Origin of the sequence: Streptomyces cathayae (assembly GCF_029760955.1) — a bacterium.
In the GTDB taxonomy this organism is placed as follows: domain Bacteria; phylum Actinomycetota; class Actinomycetes; order Streptomycetales; family Streptomycetaceae; genus Streptomyces; species Streptomyces cathayae.
On sequence record NZ_CP121682.1, the window covers coordinates 2,028,694 to 2,050,610 of the forward strand.

Consider the following 21,917-nt stretch of genomic DNA (forward strand, 5'->3'; position numbering starts at 1 on the left):
CAGAGTTGTGTCCCCGCGACAACTTTGTAGTCCTTCGGAGTTTTCGGAGTCCCCTCCACCTCTCCATCCCCCCCGCAACCAGTAGCTCCGAGGAACAACGAGCCGGCCACGGCTGCGGCAAAGAGCCCACGTACCGACCTACGACTGTTCACTGTCCGCATCCTCACGTGTCCTCGGCTGCCCACCGGCCTCAGCCGGTCTCCGGGGCATTACCTTGCTGCTTCGCCCGGTCATTACCGACTCCGTAACCGATCAGCATCGATTCGTGCAGGTCCTCCCTGAACGCACTGCGCTTGTCCACGCCGTTGCTATGCAGGAACTCCTCCTTCGGAGCCTCGGCCAGACGCTCACCAGCGAAGTAGATCTTCTCCTTCTCCTTGTCCGAGAGCTCCTCCACCTTCTCCTTGTGCTCATCCACCGAGTTGTCGGAGATATCACCGATCACCTGGCCGATGACCTGTTCGGCAGCGCCGCTGGCGGTGTCGGTCGCCAGTGGGACGAGTACCGCGGCCGCGCCCACGGCCGCGGTGGCGGGTAGGAAGGCGACGCCCGCCGCGATGCCCGCCGTGGCCCCGAACTCGATCCAGCCCGCCCTCTTGGCGACCGCCTTCTCGTAGTCCTCGTGGATCTTGAGGTTCGTCGCCTCCACCTGGTCGGCCCGGGCCTGGTCGAGCATGCCCTGCACCTCGGCGCCCACGCGTACGGCCGCTCTGGCAGGGCCCTCCTTGATCGTTCCATCCGGGCCCACCGCCTTCTCCTCCAGGACACTGCGGGTGTAGACCTGCTCCGCGGTCGAGAGCGTCGCGTAGGCGTCCGGGTGCTGGCCCAGGGTGCTGAGGAAGCCCCGGACGACGCTCCGCCCGTCCCCGTCCACGGTGTCCGCGAAGTCGATGCGCCCCTCCGGGTTCCTGCCCGGCGCGAACACGCTGCCCTGTTCGTTCTTGGCCAGCGCCCAGTTGATGTCGTCGATGTAGCCGGCGCCCATGACGCCCAGGCTGTCGGCCATCACCTTGTGTTTCTTGAGCAGTCCCGGCTCGTCGCCGTACTTCTCCATGACCTTCTGCATGACCGCGGCATTGTCCGCGTCCCGCACCACGCCGGGGTCCGGCTGTCCGGCCGGGTAGCCGAGGGTCGCTGCCTCCAGGGCGTGCCCGAGGGCGTCGGGCATGTGACCGACCGACGCCTCGACACCCTCCAGGTCGTTCAACTCGGCGTCACAGAACGGTTCCCACTTCTCGTTGCCGAAGAAGTCGAGGTAGTTGTCGATCGCCTCGCCGTTCTCGTCCTTGCCCAGGCCGGCCGTGGCACCACGGTTGACCGTGCCGTCCTCGTTGTACGCGGTCGGGGGGTCGGCGAAGAACCTCTTCGCCGCTTCCGGGCTGTTGCCGAGCGCCTCCAGCATGGCGGTGACCGGGTCGTAGCCGGCGCCGTTCACTCCGGAGGGGTTGAACGGGTTCCTGGCCGTACTCCCCATCCCTCTGTTGGTGGTGAACAGGTCCGGGTCCTTCTGGTGCAGCTGCGCCACGTGTTCGGCGATCGGGTTGAGGAACTTTGCGTCGTAGTTCCCGTACCGCATGATCCCGCCGAGCAGTTGGTATCCGAACGGCCCGCTGTGGTCGTACCTGCTCAGCGGGATCTGCTCCGTACCCAACTTACGGAGCTCCGGACCCCACTTGTCGGTGAACTCCTTGTCGTGGGAAGCGGTGGCCAGGTTGAGGCCCAGGTACTTCTGGAGCTCCTGGACGTCCTTGAGGCGCTCCGGATCGACCTTGCCGTACTCGTACGTGTCGGTGGAGAGCTGGCCGAAGAACGCCAGGGACTTCTCGGGGCCGAGCTTCTCGTAGAAGCCCCTGGCGAACTCCACCGACGAACTGTTGTCCTTCAGCAGCTCGTTGAGCTGCTGAAGTTCGGCGTGCGTGATGTCCTGGCCCTTGGCCGCCAGGGCGGCGGCGCGGGCAGCCTCTTCCTGGTCCAGCTTCGTGTATGTCGGAGCGCTGAAGTCCTTGCGGTCGGTGACGTTGGCCTCGAGGGTGTTCTTGAGGGCGAGGTCGGTGTCGTTGCAGTTGTCGACGATGAGGTCGATCTTCTTCTGCCACGCCGCGGCGTTCCGCTTCTCCTGCCGCAGGAGCTCGCTGTAGTCGGGGTCGTGCCGCACCGTCTCGTTCTCGGACAACGGGTGCTGCACAGTGACCTTGCCGTTGCCGTCCACGCGGATGCCGGCCGCGGGTCCCTCGTGGTCCCGGATGTCGACCAGGTCGTCCTTGGCCTTCTTGACGGCCGCGTACCCCTCTTCCAGGATCCGCTTCACACCCCTGGCCTCGGCTGCGGCGTCCGTGAACTCCTTGGCCGTCTTACCGATGAACGCCTTGGTGACCCCTGCGTTGACGCCCTCCCAGGCCGCCCTGTCCGCCTTCGTCTTCATCCCGTCGGCGGCGGCGGTGGCGAGCTTGTCCAGCTTCCCCGCCATCTCCGACCAGTCGTCGACGGCGGCCTTCAGCTTCGCCACCGGGGCGTCGACGATGTCCTCGTACTTCAGCATGCTGAGCGCTCTCCCGAGCCCTAGTTCATGTATTCCGTGAGCACGGAGATCCGCGTCAGCTCTCCCTCGATCTTCGCCTCGTCCTTGGCGTGCTGGGCCTTGCTGTAATCGAGGTGATTCGAGATCCGCGCGCAGGCGTCCAGCAGCGTCTTCAGGTGGGTCTGCCATAAGTCATGCACTTTCAGCACGGCCGAACCACTCACGAAGTTCCCGTTGGTCAGCGCCGTCGCCGCCTCGAACGTGGAGGCACGGGCGATGTCGCCCTCCTTCGCCAGCCGACCCAGCAGGTCGTACGCGTCATTGCCGATGGCGCCGAGGTCGTCCCGATTGACCACCAGGTCGGCCCCGCCACCACCGCCTCGGCCGCCGTCTGCCGGAATGCTGTTGGTCTGCATGGCAGTCCGCTTGGCCGCCGCCGCACGCAGTTCGGCCCATTCCTGCTCGAACGTCATGCATTTCCTCCAAGTCCATCCGGGCAGGCCACTCTCCCGTACTCACACGGCCACCGACCTGATCACCTGTCACTTGCATCATCGCCCGTCCACGGGGCGGCCGGCAGTTGATTCCCCCGAAACCCGGCCGACAACGATCAAATCCCGCCAGGGTCATGCCCCGTGGAACCGTCCCCTTCCCGCCTACCCGAAGAGGGCAGATGCGGCTCCAGATGGTGTCCCGCCGGATGGTGCAGGGGGATCTGCCCGGTGCCGACTCTGCAGGGCCGGGGCCGGGGACGGGGACGGATGCGGTGCGGTGCGGTGCGGAAAAGCGTGAGCAGTCGGCGGGCAAGTGTCATCAGAGCGCTCACATGAGCCCCATCAGGACAGTGGCGGCCAAAGTGCTCACACTTTCGGGACGGTGTGTCACGCCCCGGGCCCGGGTGCCTGTCCGGCATCGCACACGTACGAGGCCGCGACCGCCCCGGGCAGTCGCGGAAAGCGCCCGCCCGATCAGTAGGCCGACACGCCGCCACTTGTCACGCACCCGGAAGGCCCTGACGTCGACGGGAACCCGCGGATTCCCGCCCTGTGCCCCTGCACCACTCGGCGGGGCGCCATCCCGATCACTGTGTGGAAGTGCTGGTTGTCGAACCGCTCGGCCCTCCCCGGCCTTCGGCCGAGGACGCCCCCACCGCGGTGGCGAGTTCGCCACGGCTGCGGGGCCCGCCACGAGGGCGGAGCCCGCAGCCGGTTGTTCGCCGGACAGAGGTCAGCCGCTGACCGTGATGTTCGAGCTTCCGCTGCTCTGGTAACCCTCGGTGGCCATGATCATGTAGTACCTGAACTGGCCCATGTTCATGCCCGCGCGCGCCCAGGCGTCGAAGTGGTTGCCGGTGGTGATGGTGCCGGAGCCGCTGGTCACCTTCGACTGCCGGACGCTCCAGTACTGGTCGAAGGTGCGGGTGCCCTCGACGGAGGGGGCGTTGTACCGCGTCGTCTTGTAGATGTCGTACGTGCCGCCGTCGCTGTGGACGGTGCCCCTGTACTCACCGGTGGGCCGGTAGCTGCCCCAGTTGTCGACGATGTAGTACTCCACCAGCGGGTTCGACGTCCAGCCGTAGAGGCAGCCGTAGCCGTTGCCCGACGGGTTGAAGTAGCCGGTGTAGCGGACCGTCCTGCGTCCGCCGGTGTTCCAGCCCTTGCCGGCGACGAAGTTGCCGCAGTTGGTCCACCGGGTGTTGTAACTGCCGCCGCCGTTGAGCGTCATGGAGACGGAGCCGCCGCCGTCGGTCCAGAACGAGTAGTACATGCCGTCGTAGCCGGTCTGGTTGGTGGTGATGGTGGTGGCGGCGTGGGCGGTGCCGGGCAGCAGCAGTCCGGACGCGGTGGCGAGCGCGACGGTGCCGGCGCCGCCGAGGAAGCCTCGTCGGCTCAAGCTGCTGAAGGGAGCGGGGTTCTGCTGGATCTGGTCCTGCTGAGTGCCGTCCTGCTGCATGCGTCCTCCCGATGAAGGCTGGTGGGGGGCGGGCGGCTTCTGCTGCCCGCGGCCTTGCGTGGAACACGGCTGGGTCGCCCGTCGTCGTGCCGCAACGACCGACCGCCACCCTCGGTCACATGACGCGAGGGGAACGAGGGTCTCCTGCCGTTCGGTGGCCACAGTTTTCGTAGAGCACCATGACCCTGTCAACGCTTTCGACATTCTTTCGGAAATACTTCTTCAACCAGAAGAGATCCAGGTGAGCACGTTTCCGCTGTTCAAGCCACCTTTTATGCGAACCTCTGCGAGGGGAGGAACGAGACAAGGAAGGAACGTAACGCAAGCATGTTCACGCTACTCGAAACTTTCGAACCGGCGTGGACGCGACTGCGGCGGCCTCCACCGGGAACAACTGCGCGCGAACGGCCTGGCCCGGGTCACCGCGTACGACGCGGCGAAATCCGCCACCACCGGACACACCCCCTTCTCCCCGCCGCAGGTTCGACCTCTTTTCACCGCGTCCGGGCGGCCTCCCACCAGCCTTCGCCGTACCGCCGCCGGTCTCCGCGATGGTCACTTCTGCGGTGGCCTGGTCGGTGCCGAAGATGCTGTTCGGACATGGCCTCGTCGATCCTGACGATCACCGAGTTCGACTTCGGTGCCATGGCCAAGCGCACGGTAGCCTGGGCCAGGTGCCCGACGACATCGCCCGCTGGCTGACCGAGCACGCCCACCCCCTGGGCACACTGACACCCGGCACGCCTGCGGAGGACCTGAAACCGCTGGGCGCGGCCCTGCGCGGGACGCGGATCGTCGGCCTGGGCGAATCCACCCACGGCACAGCCGAGTTCTTCCGGCTGAAGCACCGCATCGTGGAGTTCCTGGTGCGCGAGGAGGGGTTCACCACCCTCGCCATGGAGGCCAGCCAGTCCGCCGGCCACGCGCTCGACGCGTACGTACGGCACGGTACCGGCGACCCCGAACGGCTCGTGGCCCAGCTGGGCTTCTGGACCTGGCGCACCCGGGAGGTGGTCGATCTCGTCGAGTGGCTGCGCGCCCACAACCGCCATCTGCCCGAGGAGAGCCGGGTCCGCTTCGTCGGCACGGATCCCCAGCGCTGCGCCGACTCCGTCGAGGCCGTCGCCGCCTTCCTGCGCCGGACGGCGCCCGAACGGGCCGGGGACGTCCATGCCCTCGAGGTGCTCGCCCGGGCCCGCCCCGCCTCACTTCCCGATCCGGAGCGGGCCCTGATGCGGCACGCGGAGGAGGTCGCCCGCCTCGTCGCGGACCGTCGCGAGCAGTCCGGTCCCGGCGACGGCGCGGACGCGGCCCTGGAACACGCGCGGGTCCTCATCCGCGCCGCCGACCTGGTGACGCGCCCCTTCGACCCCTCGGCCGGTGAGGAGAGCGTGTTCGCCGCGCGTGACCGCTACATGGCCGAGGCCGTCACCCGGCTCGTGGACGACGCCCCGAAGGCGCGCGTCATGGTCTGGGCGCACAACGGCCACATCGCGAAAGGCACATACGGGGAGCAGGTCCCCGCCCTCGGCAGCAGGCTCCGCGAACGGTACGGCGACGCCTACTACGCCCTGGCCCTCTTCTTCGGCAAGGGGTCCTTCCTCGCCCGGCGCGGCGACGGCCTCCAGGGCCCGCCGATACCGCACCGCATCGGCACCGGCATCCGTTCCCTGGAGGCGCGGCTCGCGGACGCCGTACGCGGCGACTACTACGCCGACCTGCGGACCGGAACCGCGCCTTGGCTGCACACCCCGCAGATGCAGCGCAGTTTCGGCGCCAACGTCCCCCGGTTCGCCTACCGCTTCCACACGGCCCCGCTCGTCCCGGCACAGGACTACGACGGCCTCGCGTTCGTCGCACGCTCGACCTGCTCCCGCCTGCTGCCCGGGACTGAGACCTGAGGCCCTCGTCTCAGGGCCACAGATCGAGCACGGCGTTCAGAGTGAACTTCCACATCGGCTCGGCGCCGGTCCCGAAAACGGGCGGTGCGGGCGTACGTACCCCCCGGAGGCGTCGTAGGGCTCCAGGACGCGCCCTGAGTCGCTCTCGGCTCCCCCGTTATCTTCTTCGCGGTCCTGCAAGAGGGTCGCTGGCCTCCGGGCCCGGCATGACTGTTCCCCCCTGTCGAAGGCATGACCTGGGGGGTGGTGTCACCGGGCCCGAGGGGTGCCGTTGGAGACGCTGATGAGAGGTCCGACTACCGCCCGGCCTGGCGCAATACCCGGCCGATTGCGGGCGGCAGGTCTGCATAACGTGGATGCGCGCATACGGTGCCATCGCCCCGGCCAGCACCGCACAAACCTCGTTCGGGAGGACGGGTTGTACGACATCGACGACGTAGGCGTCTTCTTCGGCCTGGACGTCGGCAAGAGCGCCCATCACGGGCGCGGGCTCACTCCGGCCGGCAAGAAGATCTTCGACAAGCAGCTGCCCAACAGCGAGCCGAAGCTGCGGGCTGTGTTCGACAAGCTCGCGGCGAAGTTCGGCACCGTGCTGGTGATCGTGGACCAGCCCGCCTCGATCGGCGCCCTGCCGCTGACCGTTGCCCGGGACGCGGGCTGCAAGGTCGCCTACCTGCCGGGCCTGGCCATGCGGCGGATCGCCGACCTGTATCCGGGCGAGGCGAAGACCGACGCGAAGGACGCCGCGGTGATCGCGGACGCCGCCCGGACGATGCCGCACACCCTGCGCTCTTTGGAGCTGACCGACGAGATCACCGCCGAGCTGACCGTTCTGGTGGGCTTCGACCAGGACCTCGCGGCCGAGGCGACCCGCACCTCCAACCGGATCCGCGGCCTGCTGACCCAGTTCCACCCCTCGCTGGAACGCGTCCTCGGCCCTCGTCTGGACCACCAGGCCGTCACCTGGCTGCTGGAACGCTACGGCTCCCCGGCCGCGCTGCGGAAAGCCGGTCGTCGCAGGCTGGTTGAGGCGATCCGGCCCAAGGCCCCGCGCATGGCCCAGCGGCTGATCGACGAGGTCTTCGACGCGCTCGACGAGCAGACCGTCGTGGTCCCGGGCACCGGCACGCTCGACATCGTGATTCCGTCCCTGGCCCGCTCGCTCGCCGCCGTTCACGAGCAGCGCCGGGCCTTGGAAGCCCGGATCGAGGCCCTGCTGGAGGAGCACCCTCTTTCGAAGGTCCTGACCTCGATTCCGGGGGTCGTGGTCAGGACCGCCGCCACGTTGCTGGTCACCGTCGGCGACGGCACCGGCTTCCCCACCGCCGCCCACCTGGCCTCCTATGCCGGCCTCGCCCCGACCACCAGGCAGTCGGGGACCTCGATCCACGGCGAACACGCGCCCAGAGGCGGCAACCGACAACTCAAACGCGCGATGTTCCTGTCCGCGTTCGCCGCCCTGCACGATCCCGCCTCCCGCACCTACTACGACAAATGCCGGGCCCGCGGAAAGACCCACACGCAGGCTCTCCTCCGCCTGGCCCGCCACCGCATCAGCGTGCTGTTCGCGATGCTCCGCGACGGCACCTTCTACGAACCCAGAACCCCACGCCTCGCTTGACGAAAGACATAAAGGCACCCCCCCGGGTGCGCGGGGAGCGGGAGGCGGTCCCGGCCGACGGCGCGGCCCTGCCCTCCCCGGGACGACGGGGTGGACGGGGGGCCTGGTGTGCCCGGCCGGCCGGGTGGCCCCCACCACGCTCAGCGGCGTAGCAGGAGGGACGTCACGCGGAGGCGGCCGCTGTGGATCCAGACGTCGGAGTACTCGACGGGCCGGTCGTCGGCGAGGTAGGTGACCTGCTGGAGGTACTGGACGGGGGCGCCCTCGGCGAGATCGAGGGAGGCGGCGACGTCGGCGCCGGCTGCTTCGGCGCCGAAGGTACGGCGGGCCGTGGCGATCTTCAGGCCGTAGGTGCCCTCCAGGACGCCGAAGAGGCTGGCCGAGGTGAAGTCGACCTCCTCGATGCCGGGCGCGAGGTCGGTGCGTACGAAGTTGAAGAGGAGGGCGACCGGGCCCTGATCGGTGCACCGTACCCGTACCAGGCGCAGGACCTTGGTGCCCGGGGTCACGTCCAGGAGGGCCGCGACCGGCTTGGGCGGTGCGATCAGGGCGCACTCGCGCACCGTGGTCGTAGTCACCACGCCCTGGTCGGCGAAGTCCTCGGAGAGGGTGCTCAGTTTCTGTGCAATGGCGGGCTCGATCGTCGTCGAGGTCACGAACGTGCCCCGGCCCCGGACCTGGCGGAGCAGGCCCTCCTCGATCAGTGTGGCCAGCGCCCTGCGCAGGGTGCCGCGGCTGACGCCGAACTCCTGGGCCAGCTCCGGCTCGCTCTTGAGACGGTAGTGCGGCGGCCACTCGCCGCCGGCGATCCGCAGCCGGATGTGCTCCGAGATCTGGACGTGGATCGCCGTGGGGACGTCCCGTTTGATGCCTGGGACTCCGCCTTTGTCGGCCGTCACAGTGGTCGCATCTCCTTCTCCGCTCTCGCCGGACGCGGGTCTCGCCCCGGCGTGGAAGCCGTTCCCCGGCCGCTGTGCGCGGCCGGGGGACGGCGGTGGTGTCCGGTCAGTAGCTGACGGTGGACTCGTCACCGGTGTCGGTGACGATCGCCAGGCCGGCACTGGTCCCGAGCAGGGAGGCGCCCGCCCGCAGGAGCTCCAGGCCCTGGCGGTAGCTCTTGATCGAGCCGGACGCCTTCACGCGGACCCCTTCCCGCGCACGGTCAACAAGGTAACGAACGCTGGCGGGATTCGCAGTCTCGATCTGACCGCTGCTGGCGTTCTTCAGGAAGGACGCGCCCGCCTCCATGGCGAGTTCGACCGCGGCCTCCTTCTCCGCGTCGGTCAGCAGCGGCAGTTCGAGCATGACCTTGACGGGCAGGCCCGAGGCGCGCACGACGCCCGCGATGTCCTCGCGGAAGTCGTCGTAGCGGCCGCTCTTGAGCCAGCCGACCTGCACGCCGATGTCGAGCTGGTCGGCGCCGAGGCGGGCGATCTCGGCGGCCTCGGCGGCCTTCCCGGCGCTGGTCATGACGCCGACGCTCGGGAAGTCCAGGGCGGAGGCCACCTCGACGCCGGTGCCCTTGAGCTCGGCGACGACCAGCGGCAGCCAGGAGGCGGGGACCATCGCCGCGTTGAAGCCGTGGGTGACGGCCTCCTGGGCGTGGGCGATCATCTCGTCGCGCGTCGCGTCCGGGTCGATCTTGGTGTGCTGGATGAAGGGCGCCAACTCGGCTGGGGTGAGCTTGAGTTCGGCGGGATTGACGATGGTTTCGGACACGGGGTGATCTCCCTTGGGTGGGTGGCGGCAGGAACCCGGCGGATCGGCCGCCGGGGCTTCTCGGTCTGCTGCCGCCGCGAGTCGACGGTGCCGTCAGCGCCCGCGTGCGGGCCTGCGCGGCTCAGACCTTGGAGGCGTACTGCTCCGGTACGACGACGCCCTCGCCGCCGAACCAGCGGGGCGCGTCGACGCCGCAGTAGAGGCCGATGTTGCCCCAGGGCTCGAAGGCTCCGGTGCGCACCACGGCCTTGGCCTCGCGGGCGAGGTCGCCGAGGACCTCGGCGTGCGGGCGGGTGGTGAACTCGGCGCCGGCGAAACGCTCGTGCAGCCAGGAGTCGAGGCGGGGGTTGTGGCTCGGGACGTCCTCGGCGCGGACCACGCCCTCGACGACCAGTTCGTCGGCGATCAGGCCGAGGACGGTGCGCAGGTCGGGCAGGTTCTCGGCGAGGGCCAGGTCGATGCGGTGCGCGTCGCGCGGCACGGGGAAGCCCGCGTCGACGACGAGCAGCAGGTCGGTGTGGCCCAGGGTGGCGAGGACTCCGCTGAGTTCGGCGTTGAGGATGCCGGAGCGCTTCATGGTGGGTTCCTTTCGGATGGGGCCGGCGGGGATGCGGGGCGGACGGGGATGCGGGGCGGACGGGGTCTGCGGGGTCAGGCCGCAACCGGTGCCGCTCCGGTGGCGAGGGTCATCACGGATTCCTCGGTGGCGTCGGCGGAGTCGACGACGGCCACCAGACGGCCTTCGCTCATCACCGCGATGCGGTCGGTCAGGGTGAGCAGTTCGGGCAGGTCGGAGGAGGAGCAGAGGATGGCCAGGCCCTTGTCGGCGAGCGCGGTGAGCTGGGCGTAGATCTCGGCCTTGGCGCCGATGTCCACGCCGCGGGTGGGCTCGTCGAGGATGAGCACGCCCGGGTCGATGGCGAGCCAGCGGCCGAGGACGGCCTTCTGCTGGTTGCCGCCGGACAGGCTGGTGATGGGCTGGGTCATCGTGGCGGTCTTCACCCGCAGCCGCTGGGCCTGTTCGGTGGCGGCCGCGTCGAAGGCCCGGCGGCGGATCAGGCCGAGCCTGCTGAACGCCTTGGTGGTGAGGGCACCGACGTTCTCGCCGACGCTCATCGTGGTCAGCAGGCCCTGGGCGCGGCGCTCGCCGGGGACGAAGGCCAGGCGGCGTTCGACGCTGGCGATCGGGTTGCGCCGTTCGTAGGGCTCGCCGAGCAGTTCCACGGTGCCGCCGGTGCCGGGGTCTGCTCCGAAAAGATTGTGGAGCAGTTCGACGCGGCCGGAGTCGGGGAGTCCGGCGACGCCGAGGATCTCTCCGGGGCGCAGCTCGAAGGAGACGCCCTGGTGGCGCTTGCCGCTCAACTCCCGGACCTTGAGGGCCGGTTCGGCGGTGGGCTCGGCGACGGCGCCGACACGGCGGGTGAACTGCCCCAGTTCGCGGCCGACCATGGCGGCGACGGCCTGGTCGGGGGTGGTGTCCTCGCTGCGCCAGGAGGCGACGTGGCCGCCGTCGCGCAGGACCTGGATGTGGTCGGCCAGGCGGAAGACCTCCGGCATGCGGTGGGAGACGTAGAGCATGGTCGTCCCGTTGGCCTTGAGCTTGTCCATGAGGGCGAACAGGCGGTCGGCCTCGGCGGGGGTGAGCATCGCCGTGGGTTCGTCCAGGATCAGGACGCGGCAGCCCCGGGCGATGGAGCGGGCCACCACGATGAGCTGCTGGGTGGCCAGGTCCAGGGTGCGGACGGAGGCGTTCGGGTCCAGGTGGAGGTCGAGTTCGGCGAGGAGTTCGGTGGTGCGCTCCAGCATGCGGCGCCGGGAGGGGAACCAGCGGTTGCCCGGTTCGACGCCGCTGAGCACGTTCTCGGCGACGGTGCGGTCGGGCAGCAGCGACAGTTCCTGGGGGACGATCGCCACGCCGTGCCGGCTGAGCATGGCAGCCGGTTCGTAGGAGGTGACCTCCTCGCCGAACACGGCGACGCTGCCCTCGCTGGGCGGCTGGAGGCCGGCCAGGATCTTGAGCAGGGTCGACTTGCCGGCGCCGTTCTCGCCGAGGAGGGCGGTGATGTCGCCGGCGGGGACGTCGAAGGAGACGTCGCGCAGGGCGCGGACCGGCCCGAAGTTGCGGGTGAGGCCGCGGACTTGGACGGCCGGCCCGCCGGTGCGGTCCGGGCTCCCGGGGGAGGCGTCGTGCGGTGCGGGGGTCATCAGTCCTCCACGGTCGCGTCGGCGAGGTTGTCGCGGGTGATGAACTGGGCGCCGGTGTCCACGCCCTTGATCTCGGTGCCGTCGGCGAGGAAGTCGTGCAGCACCTTGACGGCCTGGTAGCCCTGCTCGGCCGGGTTCTGGCTGATGCTGAAGTTCAGGACGCCGCGCTCGATGTACTCGGCGGTCTGGGTGAGCAGGTCGAAGCCGCCCATGGTGACGTCGTCGGCCTTGCCGGACTGGGCCACCCACTTGGCGGCGGCCGTGGTGGAGCAGCAGTCGAGGCCGGCGACGGCGACCACGTTGGACTGGCCGGACATGGTGGACTCGACGGTGTTGTAGGCGCTGTTGGGCTCGTTGCCGACGTTGACCGGGCCGACGATCTTCAGTCCGCTGCCGTCCAGGCCCTCCTTGAAGCCGTTGAAGCGGTCGTGCGACCAGCCGGCGCCGGTGTCGACGGAGAAGACCACGACGGACTTGCCGTTGACGTCTCCCTTGAGGTCCTTGCGGAGCTGTTCGGCCTGGGCCTTGCCGGAGCCCTTGAGGTCCTGGCCGACGAAGCCCATCTGATCGGAGTCGGGGTTGTCGGTGTTGAAGGAGATGATCGGGATGCCCGCCTTGTACGCCTGGCTGATGACGGGCTTGAGGGCGTCGCTGGAGGCGGAGGAGACGGCGAGGCCGTCCACGGCCTTCTGCTGGATGAGCGTCTGGATCTCGGAGACCTGCTTGGCCGCGTCGCCACCGGTGGGGCCGATGAGGGAGACGTCGGCGCCCAGCTCCTTCCCGGCCTTCTTCATGCCGGCGCCGATCGGCGTGGCGAAGGCGAGGGACGGGTCGTGGTAGCTGAGCTTGATGCGCATCGGCTTGTCGTCGTCGATCCGCTGCTGGATGTAGGAGGCCAGCTTGAAGGAGCCGTCGCCGGAGCCGCCGGAGCCGCCGTCGGCGGAGGTGACGGCGCCACAGGCGGTGAGGGAGAGGGCCGCGGCGGCGGCGGTGACGGCGGTGAGGCTTCTGAGGAGGGTGCGCGGGGACATGGAGGCTCCTTCGTCGGGTCCGTGGATCGGCGGTCGGGCGGGGGAGAGGAAGGGCCGGTGGGGCGGCGGGGGCGGGGGGTGGTGGCGGGGTGGTCGTACCTCGGGGGTACGGGTTGTACGGGGGTCGTACGCGGGTGCGGGTGCCGGGCAGAATGGCTCAGGCGCGGGTCGGACGGGGGACGGACGGGGGACCGACGTCGCTCAGGCGCGGGTCTTGCGCTTGCGCTGCCAGGTGTCGGCCGCGACGGCGGCGACGATGACGAGGCCGGTGACGACGGTCTGCCAGAAGGACGAGATGCCCTTGATGTTGAGGATGTTCTGAAGGAGACCGATGAAGGCGACGCCGATGACGGTGCCCCACATCGTTCCGGAGCCGCCGAAGAGGGCGGCGCCGCCGATGATGACGGCCGAGATGACGGTGAGTTCCAGGCCCTGTCCGGTCACGCCCTGCACGTAGGAGAGGAAGGACAGGCCGAGGACGCCGGCGAGGCCCGCGGTGAAGCCGGAGAGGACGAAGGCGGTCAGCTTGACCCGCTTGACGTTGACGCCGACGAGCCGGGCGGCCTCCTGGTTGCCGCCGACCGCGTAGGTGTTGAAGCCGAAGCGGGAGCGGGCCAGCAGGACGACGCCGAGGGCGGCGACGGCTGCGAAGAAGACGAACTGCATGGGCACGAGGCCGAACAGCCGTCCCTGGCCGAGCAGGTTGAACTCGGCGACGCCCGGCTGGGAGGAGCTCAGCGAGATCGGAGCGCCGTCGGAGATGAGCAGGGCGATGCCGCGGAAGACGCTGAGCGTGCCGAGGGTGACGATGAAGGACGGGACGCCGAGGACCACCACGGCCAGGCCGTTGAAGAGTCCGGCGAGGACGCCGACCGCGAGGCCGACGAACATGGCCGCGGGCCAGCTCCAGCCGTCCGATATGAGCATGCCGGTGGAGATCGCGGAGAGGGCGTAGGTGGAGCCGACCGAGAGGTCGATCTCACCGTTGAGGATGACGAAGGTCGCCCCGACGGCCATGATGCCGATCTGCGCGATCTGCTGGCCCACCGAGAGGAGGTTGTCGGACTGGGCGAAGGTCGGCGAGAGCACGGTGCCCAGGAGGAAGAGCAGGACGAGCGCGGCGAAGACGCCGGCCTCCCGCGCGTGTAGCAGTCTGCGCAGCGCGAACGGGAACTGCCGGGTGCTCGCGTCGGACGCCGGGGCCGCGGTGGCGGGCGGCTTGGTGGTGGTCGAGGTCACGAGGCACTTCCAATCAGGGCGTTCAGCTGGGCTCTGGTGGGCAGGGCAGGGATGACGCCCGCGATCGACACGGTGTGCGAGCCCGCGGCGGCGGCGAACTCCACGGCCCGGTCGACGGGCCGGCCCTCGGCCAGCGCGACGGCGAAGGCGGCGGTGAAGGAGTCCCCGGCGCCCGTGGTGTCCACGACCGTCCGGGCCGGATGCGGGGGCACCGTGGTGACGCCGGTGTCCTGGGCGACCAGCGCGCCCTCGCCGCCTCGGGTGATGACGACGGTGCCGCCGGTGCGCTCGTGCAGCGCGCGGGCCAGGTCCTCGTCGCCGAGCCCGTGCCCCTCGTCGAGGCCGAGGAGGACGGGGGCCTCCGTCTGGTTGGGCGTGAGCACGTCGATGAGGGGCCAGCACGCGTCGGGCAGCGGCCGGGCGGGGGCCGGGTTCAGCAGGGTGCGGGTGCCGTTCTCGCGTCCGGCGCGGAGGGCGGCGACGACGGCTTCCTCGGGGATTTCCATGGAAACGACGAGGATGTCGGCGGAGGCGATCTCGGCACGGAAGGCGTCGACGGCGGCGGCGTCCAGTTCGTCCAGGGCGCCGGGGGCGATGGCGATGCGGTTCTCCCCGGACGGCTCGACCAGGATGAACCCGACCATCGTGGGCGCCTCTGCGGTGACCACGTGCTCGGCGCTCACCCCCTCGCGCTGCCACAACTCCCGCGCCGAGCGGCCGAACTCGTCGTCGCCGACGGCCGTGAGCAGCGTGACCTCGGCACCCAGCCGAGCGGCGGCAACAGCCTGGTTGCTGCCCTTCCCGCCGGCGCCCGAGTCGAAGACGCCGCCCGAGACGGTCTCACCGGCCGCAGGCGCCTTGGGCACGCGCATGGTGAGGCCGGCTCCATAACTTCCGACAACCGCGATCTTCATCGACACACCACTTTGTGTATGGACAACCATGTACAAGCGAGAGCGTAGGTACAGGGATGTCCATAGTCAATGGCCTGGAACGCAACGAACACGTGACGCACCCGCCCCCACCCCGACCCCGCCCCCACCCCCGTCACACGCGCGAGGACATACCGGCGTGCTCCGCTGACCCACCGAGGCAGAGGAACCCGGCAGACCAGGGAGCCGTTGGCCACCGAGGGCCCACGCACCGCCAACGCCCCAAAGACTCCCGGCCCCTCGCGTCACGGCTGCGCACAGCGGCTCTCCCTCACCGGTCACCGGGCAACGGGCAACGGGCAACGGGCAACGAGGCCGTACGACTGGCCGAACGCCGGAAACCAGCCGCATCCCGTACGCGCCATGGACGACCGGCGCATTCTCTCGCTACGCTCACCGAGCGATTGACAACGATGTCCAAGTCCGGGCGCAGCAGCTACGGAAAGCGGAGATCATCGATGGTCACACGGAGAGATCTGCTGCGGACGGGCAGCGCGACTGTCGCGGCGGGCGGGCTGGGACTCGTACGGCCACCACGGGCCGGGGCCGCCCCGGCGCCCCGCCTCCTTCCGTCCTTCGGTCGCCCCACCCGCCTCGACGTGGCCGACGTCAGCGCCCTCGACGGCCACGACCAACTGCTTCTCACGACCCTCCAGGGCGTCGTCAACCGCCGCGAACCACGCCTCTACTTCCGTTACGACACCGGGGACGCCGACCTGCGCTGGCTGGCCGGCACCGGCGCGGGCATCACCCCTCACGACCACGCCCTGGACCTGGTGAACCGGTACCGCCGCGAGGTGCACGGCGCCGTGCTGATCGACCCGGACGTGCCCGACTCGGTCAATGTCGCCACCACCCTGGCCGGTCTGACCGACGCGGTGGCGGCCACCGCGGAACAGGCCGACCGTCACGGCCTCAGAACGGTCACCGACCTGCGCGGCCGCTTCGACCCCGACGACGTGCCCGCCACCTACCGCTGGCAGCTCCGCCACCTCTTCCCACGCTGCGCCCACACCCTGGTGGCCGGACTGCCGCCGGTCCGCACCGTGCCCGTCACGGGGGTGCGGTGGCGGGAGATCGCGAGGGAGACGGAGCGTGTGCGCGACAGCTCCAACCGCCGTACCCGCACGCTGGACCTGAGCCCGGAGCTGAGCGACGGCGGCAACGGCGGCGCCGTGTATCTGCGGTTCCAGGACTCCTTCGGCGACGACGGCTGGGGGGCGTCCGTGGGCTCCGTCGCCCTGTACGCCGACGGGGTGCAGACCGTCGGCTTCACCCCGGGCACCGAAGCCGAGAGGCCCTACCTCTTCGACGGCCTCAACTCCTCCATCGGCGGCGACGCCAACCGGTTCGGCGACGGCGACGGCGGCTACTTCGTCTACCGTTTCACCGTCCCGGGCGGCACGGAGCGGCTGGTCGCCGAGGTCGACCTGTGGAACCAGTTCCTCGTCACCGCCACCACCACGGCCCCGACCCGACGCGAACCGTTCCCCCACTTCCGTGACTACGCGGTCGCGAGCAGGGCCATGGTCCTGTGGCTGCCGCCCGCCGGCGAGACCGGTGACCTGCTCGACGACGCGCTGAGCCGACTCGCGCCGACCACGCCCTACACCGGCTGGTTCCCCAACGACGTGGCCGGTGAATGGAGCGGCGTCGACCGCGCCTCGCGGCACGGCGTCGAGGTCGTCGCCACGGACTTCTACATGAACGGGACGGTCCACGCGGGTGTGCCCGCGCGCGTCTCCAGCCGTGTCCGCACACGGCCGAAAGCGAGGCTCCGCAACCGCGTCTACGTCACTTTCACCGTCGGCGAGGGCGACAACGTGCAGTACTGCCAGCATCGTATGCGGGACATCTGGGACGACCCGGCACGCGGCACCGTCCCCGTCAACTGGACCGTCAGCCCTCTGCTCGCCGACCTCGGCCCCGCGCTGCTCGCCCACTACCAGCGCACCGCCACCGACAACGACCTCCTCGTCTGCGGCCCGTCCGGCGCCGGTTACACCTACCCCGCCTCCTGGCCCGAGGAGCACCTGGCCGCCTACACCGAACTGACCGGCCGCTATCTGCGCCGCACGGGCATGGATCTCGTGTATGCGTACAACCCGCGCAACGCGGCGGGCGACGGCTGGACCCCCTTCGACGAACGCGTCGTCTCCTCGTACGCCCGCCACACACCCCTGCGCGGCATCATCCAGTCCTGGGAGACCGGCGACCTCCAGACCCGCGCCGGCGGCATCCCGGTGATCGGCAACTTCTTTCCGCAGGGCAAGGGCCCGGAATTCCGGGACGCACTGCTGAAGCACATCGAGCACCGGGACCCGTCCCGCCCCCTGTTCATCGCCGCGGCCATCAACGCCTGGACCTGGGCACCGAACGACATCGCAGCCCTCGCGGCACTCCTGGACGACCCGTTCGAGGTGGTGCGCGGTGACGTCTTCTTCGAGTTGCTGAACAGGACCCACAACCGCAACTGACGCCCCCCGGCCCACACTCCGGAGATGCCTCGGAACGGCCAACGCCGAGTACGCGTGCGACGAGCGCTTGTGCCATGCGACCCGCCGACCGGGCAGACACCGCCCACATCGAAGCGGATGCCCGATTTCACCTCTGCCTCGTGGAGGAGGATCCGCCGCGGCTACGACGGGAGGTCGAACAGTTCCTCGCCACCCTCGTCGACTTCGATGCACAGGCGGCACGTGTAACCCGCGTCAGCCGTCCGCCGCCGGCATCGACACAGGGCGGGCCGGTTACGGACCTGATCAACCTGGCGTTCGGCGTCGGCTCCCGGTTGCCGCCGGAATCCAGATCTGGGACTGGCCAGTGCGCCGGTGGAAGAACTTGCTGAAGTGGGTGGGCCGGGGAAGTCGAGCCGGTCGGCGATACGGGCGACGAGCTCGGCCTCAGCGTCTCGGCCACCCGCTTCACCGCACCCGTTCCCTCCCTGACAGCCGCCCGTGTCCGCGCACCACCCACCTGAAAGTCCGTCAGAACGAGCGTCATTTCAGCGTCAGGACTTCCAGGACGCCCCGTCCGCGGACCGGGCAACAATCAGCCACCACACCGGAAAAGCCCAGGCCAAAGTCCACAGGGCCAAGCCATCACGCCTCGAACTGTTTCCACCGGGGAAAGACGTCGAATTCATCCCCCGCTTTCACAGAACCGCAGGTCAACGCCCCTTCTCAGCAGGCTCCAGAATCGCCACGCACTCCACGTGGTGCGTCATCGGGAACAGGTCGAACACGCGCAGCATCCGTACCCGGTACCCGCCGTCCCGGAAGTACGCCAGGTCGCGGGCGAGGGCGGCCGGGTCGCAGGCGACGTAGGCGATGCGGCGGGCGCCCAGGGAGGTCAGGTGGGCCACGGTCGTGCGGCCGGCGCCCGCGCGGGGCGGGTCGAGGACGACGAGGTCGACCTCGGTGATTCCGGTGCGGGGCAGGACCGAGTCGACCTTGCCCTGCTCGATGCGGACGCGGGGGAAGTCGGCGAGGTTGTGCCGGGCGTCCTCCACCGCGCGCTTGCCGGACTCGATGCCGAGGACCGCGCCCTGCTCGCCGACCCGGTCGGCCAGCGCGCCCGCGAACAGGCCGGCGCCGCAGTACAGGTCGAGGGCCGTGTCGCCCTTGCGGGGCAGCAGACCCTGCATGACCGCGGTGATCAGGGTGTCCGCCGACTTCGGGTGGACCTGCCAGAAGCCTCCGCCTGCGACCCGGTGGGTGCGGCCGTCGGCGCGTTCACGGACGAAGGGGCGGCCGTGGACACGGTGGACCTGACCGTTGCGTTCGTCGATGCGCAGGACGGAGACGGGGCGGTCCAGTTCGACCAGGGGCAGGCGCGCACCCGGTTTCGGGGTCAGGACTACCTGGCGGTCCTGCGAGCCCGTCGCGGCGATCGCCTCGACGGAGTCCATGCCCGTCCAGTCCCGCTTCTCGATGCCCAGCTCGCTGACGCCCTCCGCGGCGATCATGCAGTGGTCGATGGGCTCGACCTCGTGCGAGCGGTGCCGGCGCAGTCCCGCGCGGCCGTCGGCGGTCACCGCGTACTGCACGCGCGTGCGCCACGCCGGGACCTGGCCGGCGGGGAGTTTGTCGCCCTCGGCGGGAACCACCGTGCCGTCCCAGCCGACCTCCTCGGGCGTGAGCCCGGCGAGCCGCCGCAGCTGCTCGGCGACGACCTCGCCCTTCAGCCGCCGCTGTGCTCCCGGCTTGGCGTGCTGCCAGTCGCAGCCGCCGCAACGGCCGGGCCCGGCGTACGGGCAGGGGGCGTCGATCCGGTCCTTGGAGGCGTCGAGCACCGTCACCGCGTCCGCGCGCAGGAAGCGGGCCCCCTCCTCGCCCTCGGTCACCCGCGCGACGACCCGCTCGCCGGGCAGCGTGTGCCGGACGAACAACACCTGTCCCTCGGCCGTACGGGCGATGCAGTGGCCTCCGTGGGCGACGGGGCCGACCTCGACCTCGTACTCCTCCCCCACCAGTGATTTCCTCGGTTCTGCCTGCATGGCGGGGTGACTCCACAACATCGGGGGCGAAGATGCGGGCAGTGGCCCGCGACGACAGCCGTCCAGTCTACGTGTCCTTGGAGGAGCCCTTGGACCGCTGCTCCGAACCCCGCTCGACCGGACCGCGCCGCACCGCACCCGGCGCCGACCAGTCCGCCCGCTTGCGGGCGCGCCGCCTGGCCACCTCGGAGGACTGCAGCTGGTACGGCACCGAGGTCACCATCACGCCCGGTGTGAACAGCAGCCGGGCCTTCAGCCGCAGCGCGCTCTGGTTGTGCAGCAGCTGCTCGTACCAGCGGCCGACCACGTACTCGGGGATGAACACGGACACCACGTCCCGCGGCGACTCCCTGCGCAGGCTCTTGACGTACTCGATGACCGGCCGGGTGACCTCGCGGTAGGGGGAGTCCAGCACCTTCAGGGGCACCTCGATGCCGCGTCGCTCCCACTCCTCGTGCAGCGCCCGGGTCTCCGCCGCGTCGACGTTGACGCTGAGCGCCTCGAGGCTGTCGGAGCGCATCAGCTTGGCGTAGGCGAGGGCGCGCAGGGTGGGGCGGTGGATCCTGGAGACCAGGACGACCGAGTGGACCCGGGACGGGCGCACCATGTCGTCGCTCGGCTCCTCCGGTGCGGCGACCTCCTCGGCGACGCGGTCGTAGTGCCGGCGGATCATCGTCATCGTCACGTAGAAGACGCACATGCCGAGCAGCGCGACCCAGGCGCCGTGGGTGAACTTGGAGACGAGCACGACGACCAGGACCAGGCCGGTGAAGAAGGCGCCGAAGGCGTTGATGGCCCGGGAGCGGATCATGTGACGGCGCTTGGCCTGCTCCTTCTCGACGGCCAGCAGGCGGTTCCAGTGCCGGACCATGCCGATCTGGCTGAGGGTGAAGGACACGAACACGCCGACGATGTAGAGCTGGATCAGGCGTGTCGTGCTGGCGCCGTACACCCACACCAGCACGATGGCGGCGCCGGCCAGCAGCACGATGCCGTTGGAGAAGGCGAGCCGGTCGCCGCGGGTGTGCAGCTGACGCGGGAGGTAGCGGTCCTGGGCGAGGATCGAGCCGAGCAGCGGGAAGCCGTTGTAGGCGGTGTTCGCGGCGAGGAACAGCACCAGCGCGGTGGCGCCGGCCAGGAGGAGGAACAGCAGGCTGCCCTGGCCGAACACGGCTTCGGCCACCTGTGAGATCACCGGGTGCTGTACGTAGTCCGGACCCAGCGGTACGCCGTGGTGGAAGAGGTCCGTGGCCGGGTTCTCCGCCATGCGCACCCGGGTCGCGCCGGCCAGGGCGATGATGCCGCAGAACATGGTGACGGCGAGCAGGCCCATCAGCGCGAGCGTGGTCGCCGCGTTCTTGGACTTGGGCCTGCGGAAGGCCGGGACGCCGTTGGAGATCGCCTCGACGCCGGTGAGCGCGGCGCAGCCGGAGGAGAAGGCGCGCAGCAGCAGGAAGAACAGGGCGAAGCCCGCCAGGCCGGGGTGTTCGGGTTTGATCTCGAAGTCCGCCGTCGCCGCCCGCATCTCGTCGCCGAGCACCACGCCGCGGAACGCGCCCCACGCGATCATGGTGAAGACGCCCGCGACGAAGACGTACGTCGGGATGGCGAAGAGGGTGCCCGACTCCCGGACGCCGCGCAGGTTCATCAGCGTCAGCAGCACGATCACGGCGATGGCGCAGGCCACCTTGTTCTCGACGACGAACGGGATCGCCGACCCCAGGTTCTCGACGCCGGCGGAGATCGACACGGCGACGGTGAGGACGTAGTCGACCAGCAGGGCGCTCGCGACGGTCCGGCCGGCCCTGGGGCCCAGGTTGGTGGTCACCACCTCGTAGCCGCCGCCACCGCTGGGGTAGGCGTGCACGTTCTGCCGGTAGGAGGCGACCACGGTGACCATCAGGGCGACGATCGCGAGCGCGATCCAGGGGCTGAAGTGGTACGCCGACAGACCGGCGACGGAGAGGACGAGCAGGACCTCACCGGGTGCGTACGCCACGGACGACAGCGGGTCGGAGGCGAAGACGGGGAGTGCGACGCGCTTGGGCAGAAGCGTTTCGCCCAAGCGGTCGCTGCGCAACGCGCGCCCGATGAGAATGCGTTTGGGCACGTCGGTCAGTTTGGACACAACTGAGGATCGTATGCCTTCGAACACAGGGACTCCCGTCCGCCGCTCACATCCATACGGCTTCCGTACGGGTTCCGAACGGGTTCCGAACGGGGCTCGTGTCGCGGGGCGCGGCGGGGGCGGGCGCCTCTGCTCTCCGGGTGAAAACACGGGGTGGTGGCGCTGCGGGTTC

At 70.0% G+C, this 21,917-nt stretch carries 15 protein-coding genes; 3 read left to right on the plus strand and 12 right to left on the minus strand.

Annotated features, from left to right (window positions below):
* Nucleotides 1-190: 190 nt before the first annotated feature.
* From PYS65_RS09170 to PYS65_RS09180, 3 genes are all read right to left on the minus strand, one after another.
* Nucleotides 191-2,539: a DUF6571 family protein gene (locus tag PYS65_RS09170; RefSeq protein WP_279333355.1), complete on the minus strand. Its 2,349-nt coding sequence runs from the start codon at nt 2,537-2,539 to the stop codon at nt 191-193.
* 20 nt (nt 2,540-2,559) lie between these two features.
* Nucleotides 2,560-2,991: a hypothetical protein gene (locus tag PYS65_RS09175; protein ID WP_279333356.1), complete on the minus strand. Its 432-nt coding sequence runs from the start codon at nt 2,989-2,991 to the stop codon at nt 2,560-2,562.
* A 754-nt stretch (nt 2,992-3,745) separates the two neighbouring features.
* On the minus strand, nt 3,746-4,471 hold the full coding sequence (locus PYS65_RS09180) for a glycoside hydrolase family 11 protein (protein WP_279333357.1): 726 nt from the start codon (nt 4,469-4,471) through the stop codon (nt 3,746-3,748).
* 674 nt (nt 4,472-5,145) lie between these two features.
* Between PYS65_RS09180 and PYS65_RS09190 the strand changes: the two genes are divergently transcribed.
* Entirely contained in the window at nt 5,146-6,372 is a 1,227-nt protein-coding gene (locus PYS65_RS09190) for an erythromycin esterase family protein (protein WP_279333359.1), read from the plus strand.
* Nucleotides 6,373-6,790: 418 nt separating this feature from the next.
* A complete protein-coding gene (locus tag PYS65_RS09195; RefSeq protein ID WP_279333360.1) occupies nt 6,791-7,993 on the plus strand; it encodes an IS110 family RNA-guided transposase in 1,203 nt (400 codons plus the stop codon).
* A 140-nt stretch (nt 7,994-8,133) separates the two neighbouring features.
* Here PYS65_RS09195 and PYS65_RS09200 read toward each other — a convergent pair whose 3' ends face one another.
* The 7 genes from PYS65_RS09200 to PYS65_RS09230 form a co-directional block, all read right to left on the minus strand.
* A complete protein-coding gene (locus PYS65_RS09200; RefSeq protein WP_279333361.1) occupies nt 8,134-8,892 on the minus strand; it encodes a GntR family transcriptional regulator in 759 nt (252 codons plus the stop codon).
* 106 nt (nt 8,893-8,998) lie between these two features.
* Nucleotides 8,999-9,712, minus strand: a complete 714-nt coding sequence (gene deoC / locus PYS65_RS09205; protein ID WP_279333362.1) for a deoxyribose-phosphate aldolase — start codon at nt 9,710-9,712, stop codon at nt 8,999-9,001.
* Between the two features lie 121 nt (nt 9,713-9,833).
* Entirely contained in the window at nt 9,834-10,289 is a 456-nt protein-coding gene (gene rbsD, locus PYS65_RS09210) for a D-ribose pyranase (RefSeq protein ID WP_030225626.1), read from the minus strand.
* Between the two features lie 74 nt (nt 10,290-10,363).
* Entirely contained in the window at nt 10,364-11,917 is a 1,554-nt protein-coding gene (locus PYS65_RS09215; protein WP_279333363.1) for a sugar ABC transporter ATP-binding protein, read from the minus strand.
* Nucleotides 11,917-12,948 carry a sugar ABC transporter substrate-binding protein gene (locus PYS65_RS09220; RefSeq protein WP_279333364.1) on the minus strand — a complete coding sequence of 344 codons (1,032 nt, stop codon included), beginning with the start codon at nt 12,946-12,948 and terminating at the stop codon, nt 11,917-11,919. Before PYS65_RS09220 ends, PYS65_RS09215 begins: the two co-directional genes overlap by 1 nt.
* 201 nt (nt 12,949-13,149) lie before the next feature.
* On the minus strand, nt 13,150-14,187 hold the full coding sequence (locus PYS65_RS09225; RefSeq protein WP_279333365.1) for an ABC transporter permease: 1,038 nt from the start codon (nt 14,185-14,187) through the stop codon (nt 13,150-13,152).
* The gene (locus PYS65_RS09230) at nt 14,184-15,131 is read right to left on the minus strand and encodes a ribokinase (protein ID WP_341483681.1); all 948 of its coding nucleotides are present in this window, start codon (nt 15,129-15,131) and stop codon (nt 14,184-14,186) included. Before PYS65_RS09230 ends, PYS65_RS09225 begins: the two co-directional genes overlap by 4 nt.
* A gap of 446 nt (nt 15,132-15,577) precedes the next feature.
* Here PYS65_RS09230 and PYS65_RS09235 point away from each other — a divergent pair, with 446 nt between their 5' ends.
* Entirely contained in the window at nt 15,578-17,596 is a 2,019-nt protein-coding gene (locus PYS65_RS09235) for a GxGYxYP domain-containing protein (RefSeq protein WP_279333367.1), read from the plus strand.
* 692 nt (nt 17,597-18,288) lie between these two features.
* Here the strand turns inward: PYS65_RS09235 and PYS65_RS09240 are convergent.
* Nucleotides 18,289-19,617 carry a class I SAM-dependent RNA methyltransferase gene (locus tag PYS65_RS09240; RefSeq protein WP_279333368.1) on the minus strand — a complete coding sequence of 443 codons (1,329 nt, stop codon included), beginning with the start codon at nt 19,615-19,617 and terminating at the stop codon, nt 18,289-18,291.
* Nucleotides 19,618-19,684: 67 nt separating this feature from the next.
* Nucleotides 19,685-21,745, minus strand: a complete 2,061-nt coding sequence (locus PYS65_RS09245) for an APC family permease (protein WP_279333369.1) — start codon at nt 21,743-21,745, stop codon at nt 19,685-19,687.
* Nucleotides 21,746-21,917: the final 172 nt, after the last annotated feature.

What these genes read in the sequence shown, in the direction of transcription:
- PYS65_RS09230 (WP_341483681.1), bottom strand. Translation starts at nt 15,131, where the DNA reads ATGGTTGTCCATACACAAAGTGGTGTGTCGATGAAGATCGCGGTTGTC.
- PYS65_RS09240 (WP_279333368.1), bottom strand. Translation starts at nt 19,617, where the DNA reads ATGCAGGCAGAACCGAGGAAATCACTGGTGGGGGAGGAGTACGAGGTC.
- PYS65_RS09235 (WP_279333367.1), top strand. Translation starts at nt 15,578, where the DNA reads ATGGTCACACGGAGAGATCTGCTGCGGACGGGCAGCGCGACTGTCGCG.
- PYS65_RS09180 (WP_279333357.1), bottom strand. Translation starts at nt 4,471, where the DNA reads ATGCAGCAGGACGGCACTCAGCAGGACCAGATCCAGCAGAACCCCGCT.
- rbsD (WP_030225626.1), bottom strand. Translation starts at nt 10,289, where the DNA reads ATGAAGCGCTCCGGCATCCTCAACGCCGAACTCAGCGGAGTCCTCGCC.
- PYS65_RS09175 (WP_279333356.1), bottom strand. Translation starts at nt 2,991, where the DNA reads ATGACGTTCGAGCAGGAATGGGCCGAACTGCGTGCGGCGGCGGCCAAG.
- PYS65_RS09215 (WP_279333363.1), bottom strand. Translation starts at nt 11,917, where the DNA reads ATGACCCCCGCACCGCACGACGCCTCCCCCGGGAGCCCGGACCGCACC.
- PYS65_RS09170 (WP_279333355.1), bottom strand. Translation starts at nt 2,539, where the DNA reads ATGCTGAAGTACGAGGACATCGTCGACGCCCCGGTGGCGAAGCTGAAG.
- PYS65_RS09220 (WP_279333364.1), bottom strand. Translation starts at nt 12,948, where the DNA reads ATGTCCCCGCGCACCCTCCTCAGAAGCCTCACCGCCGTCACCGCCGCC.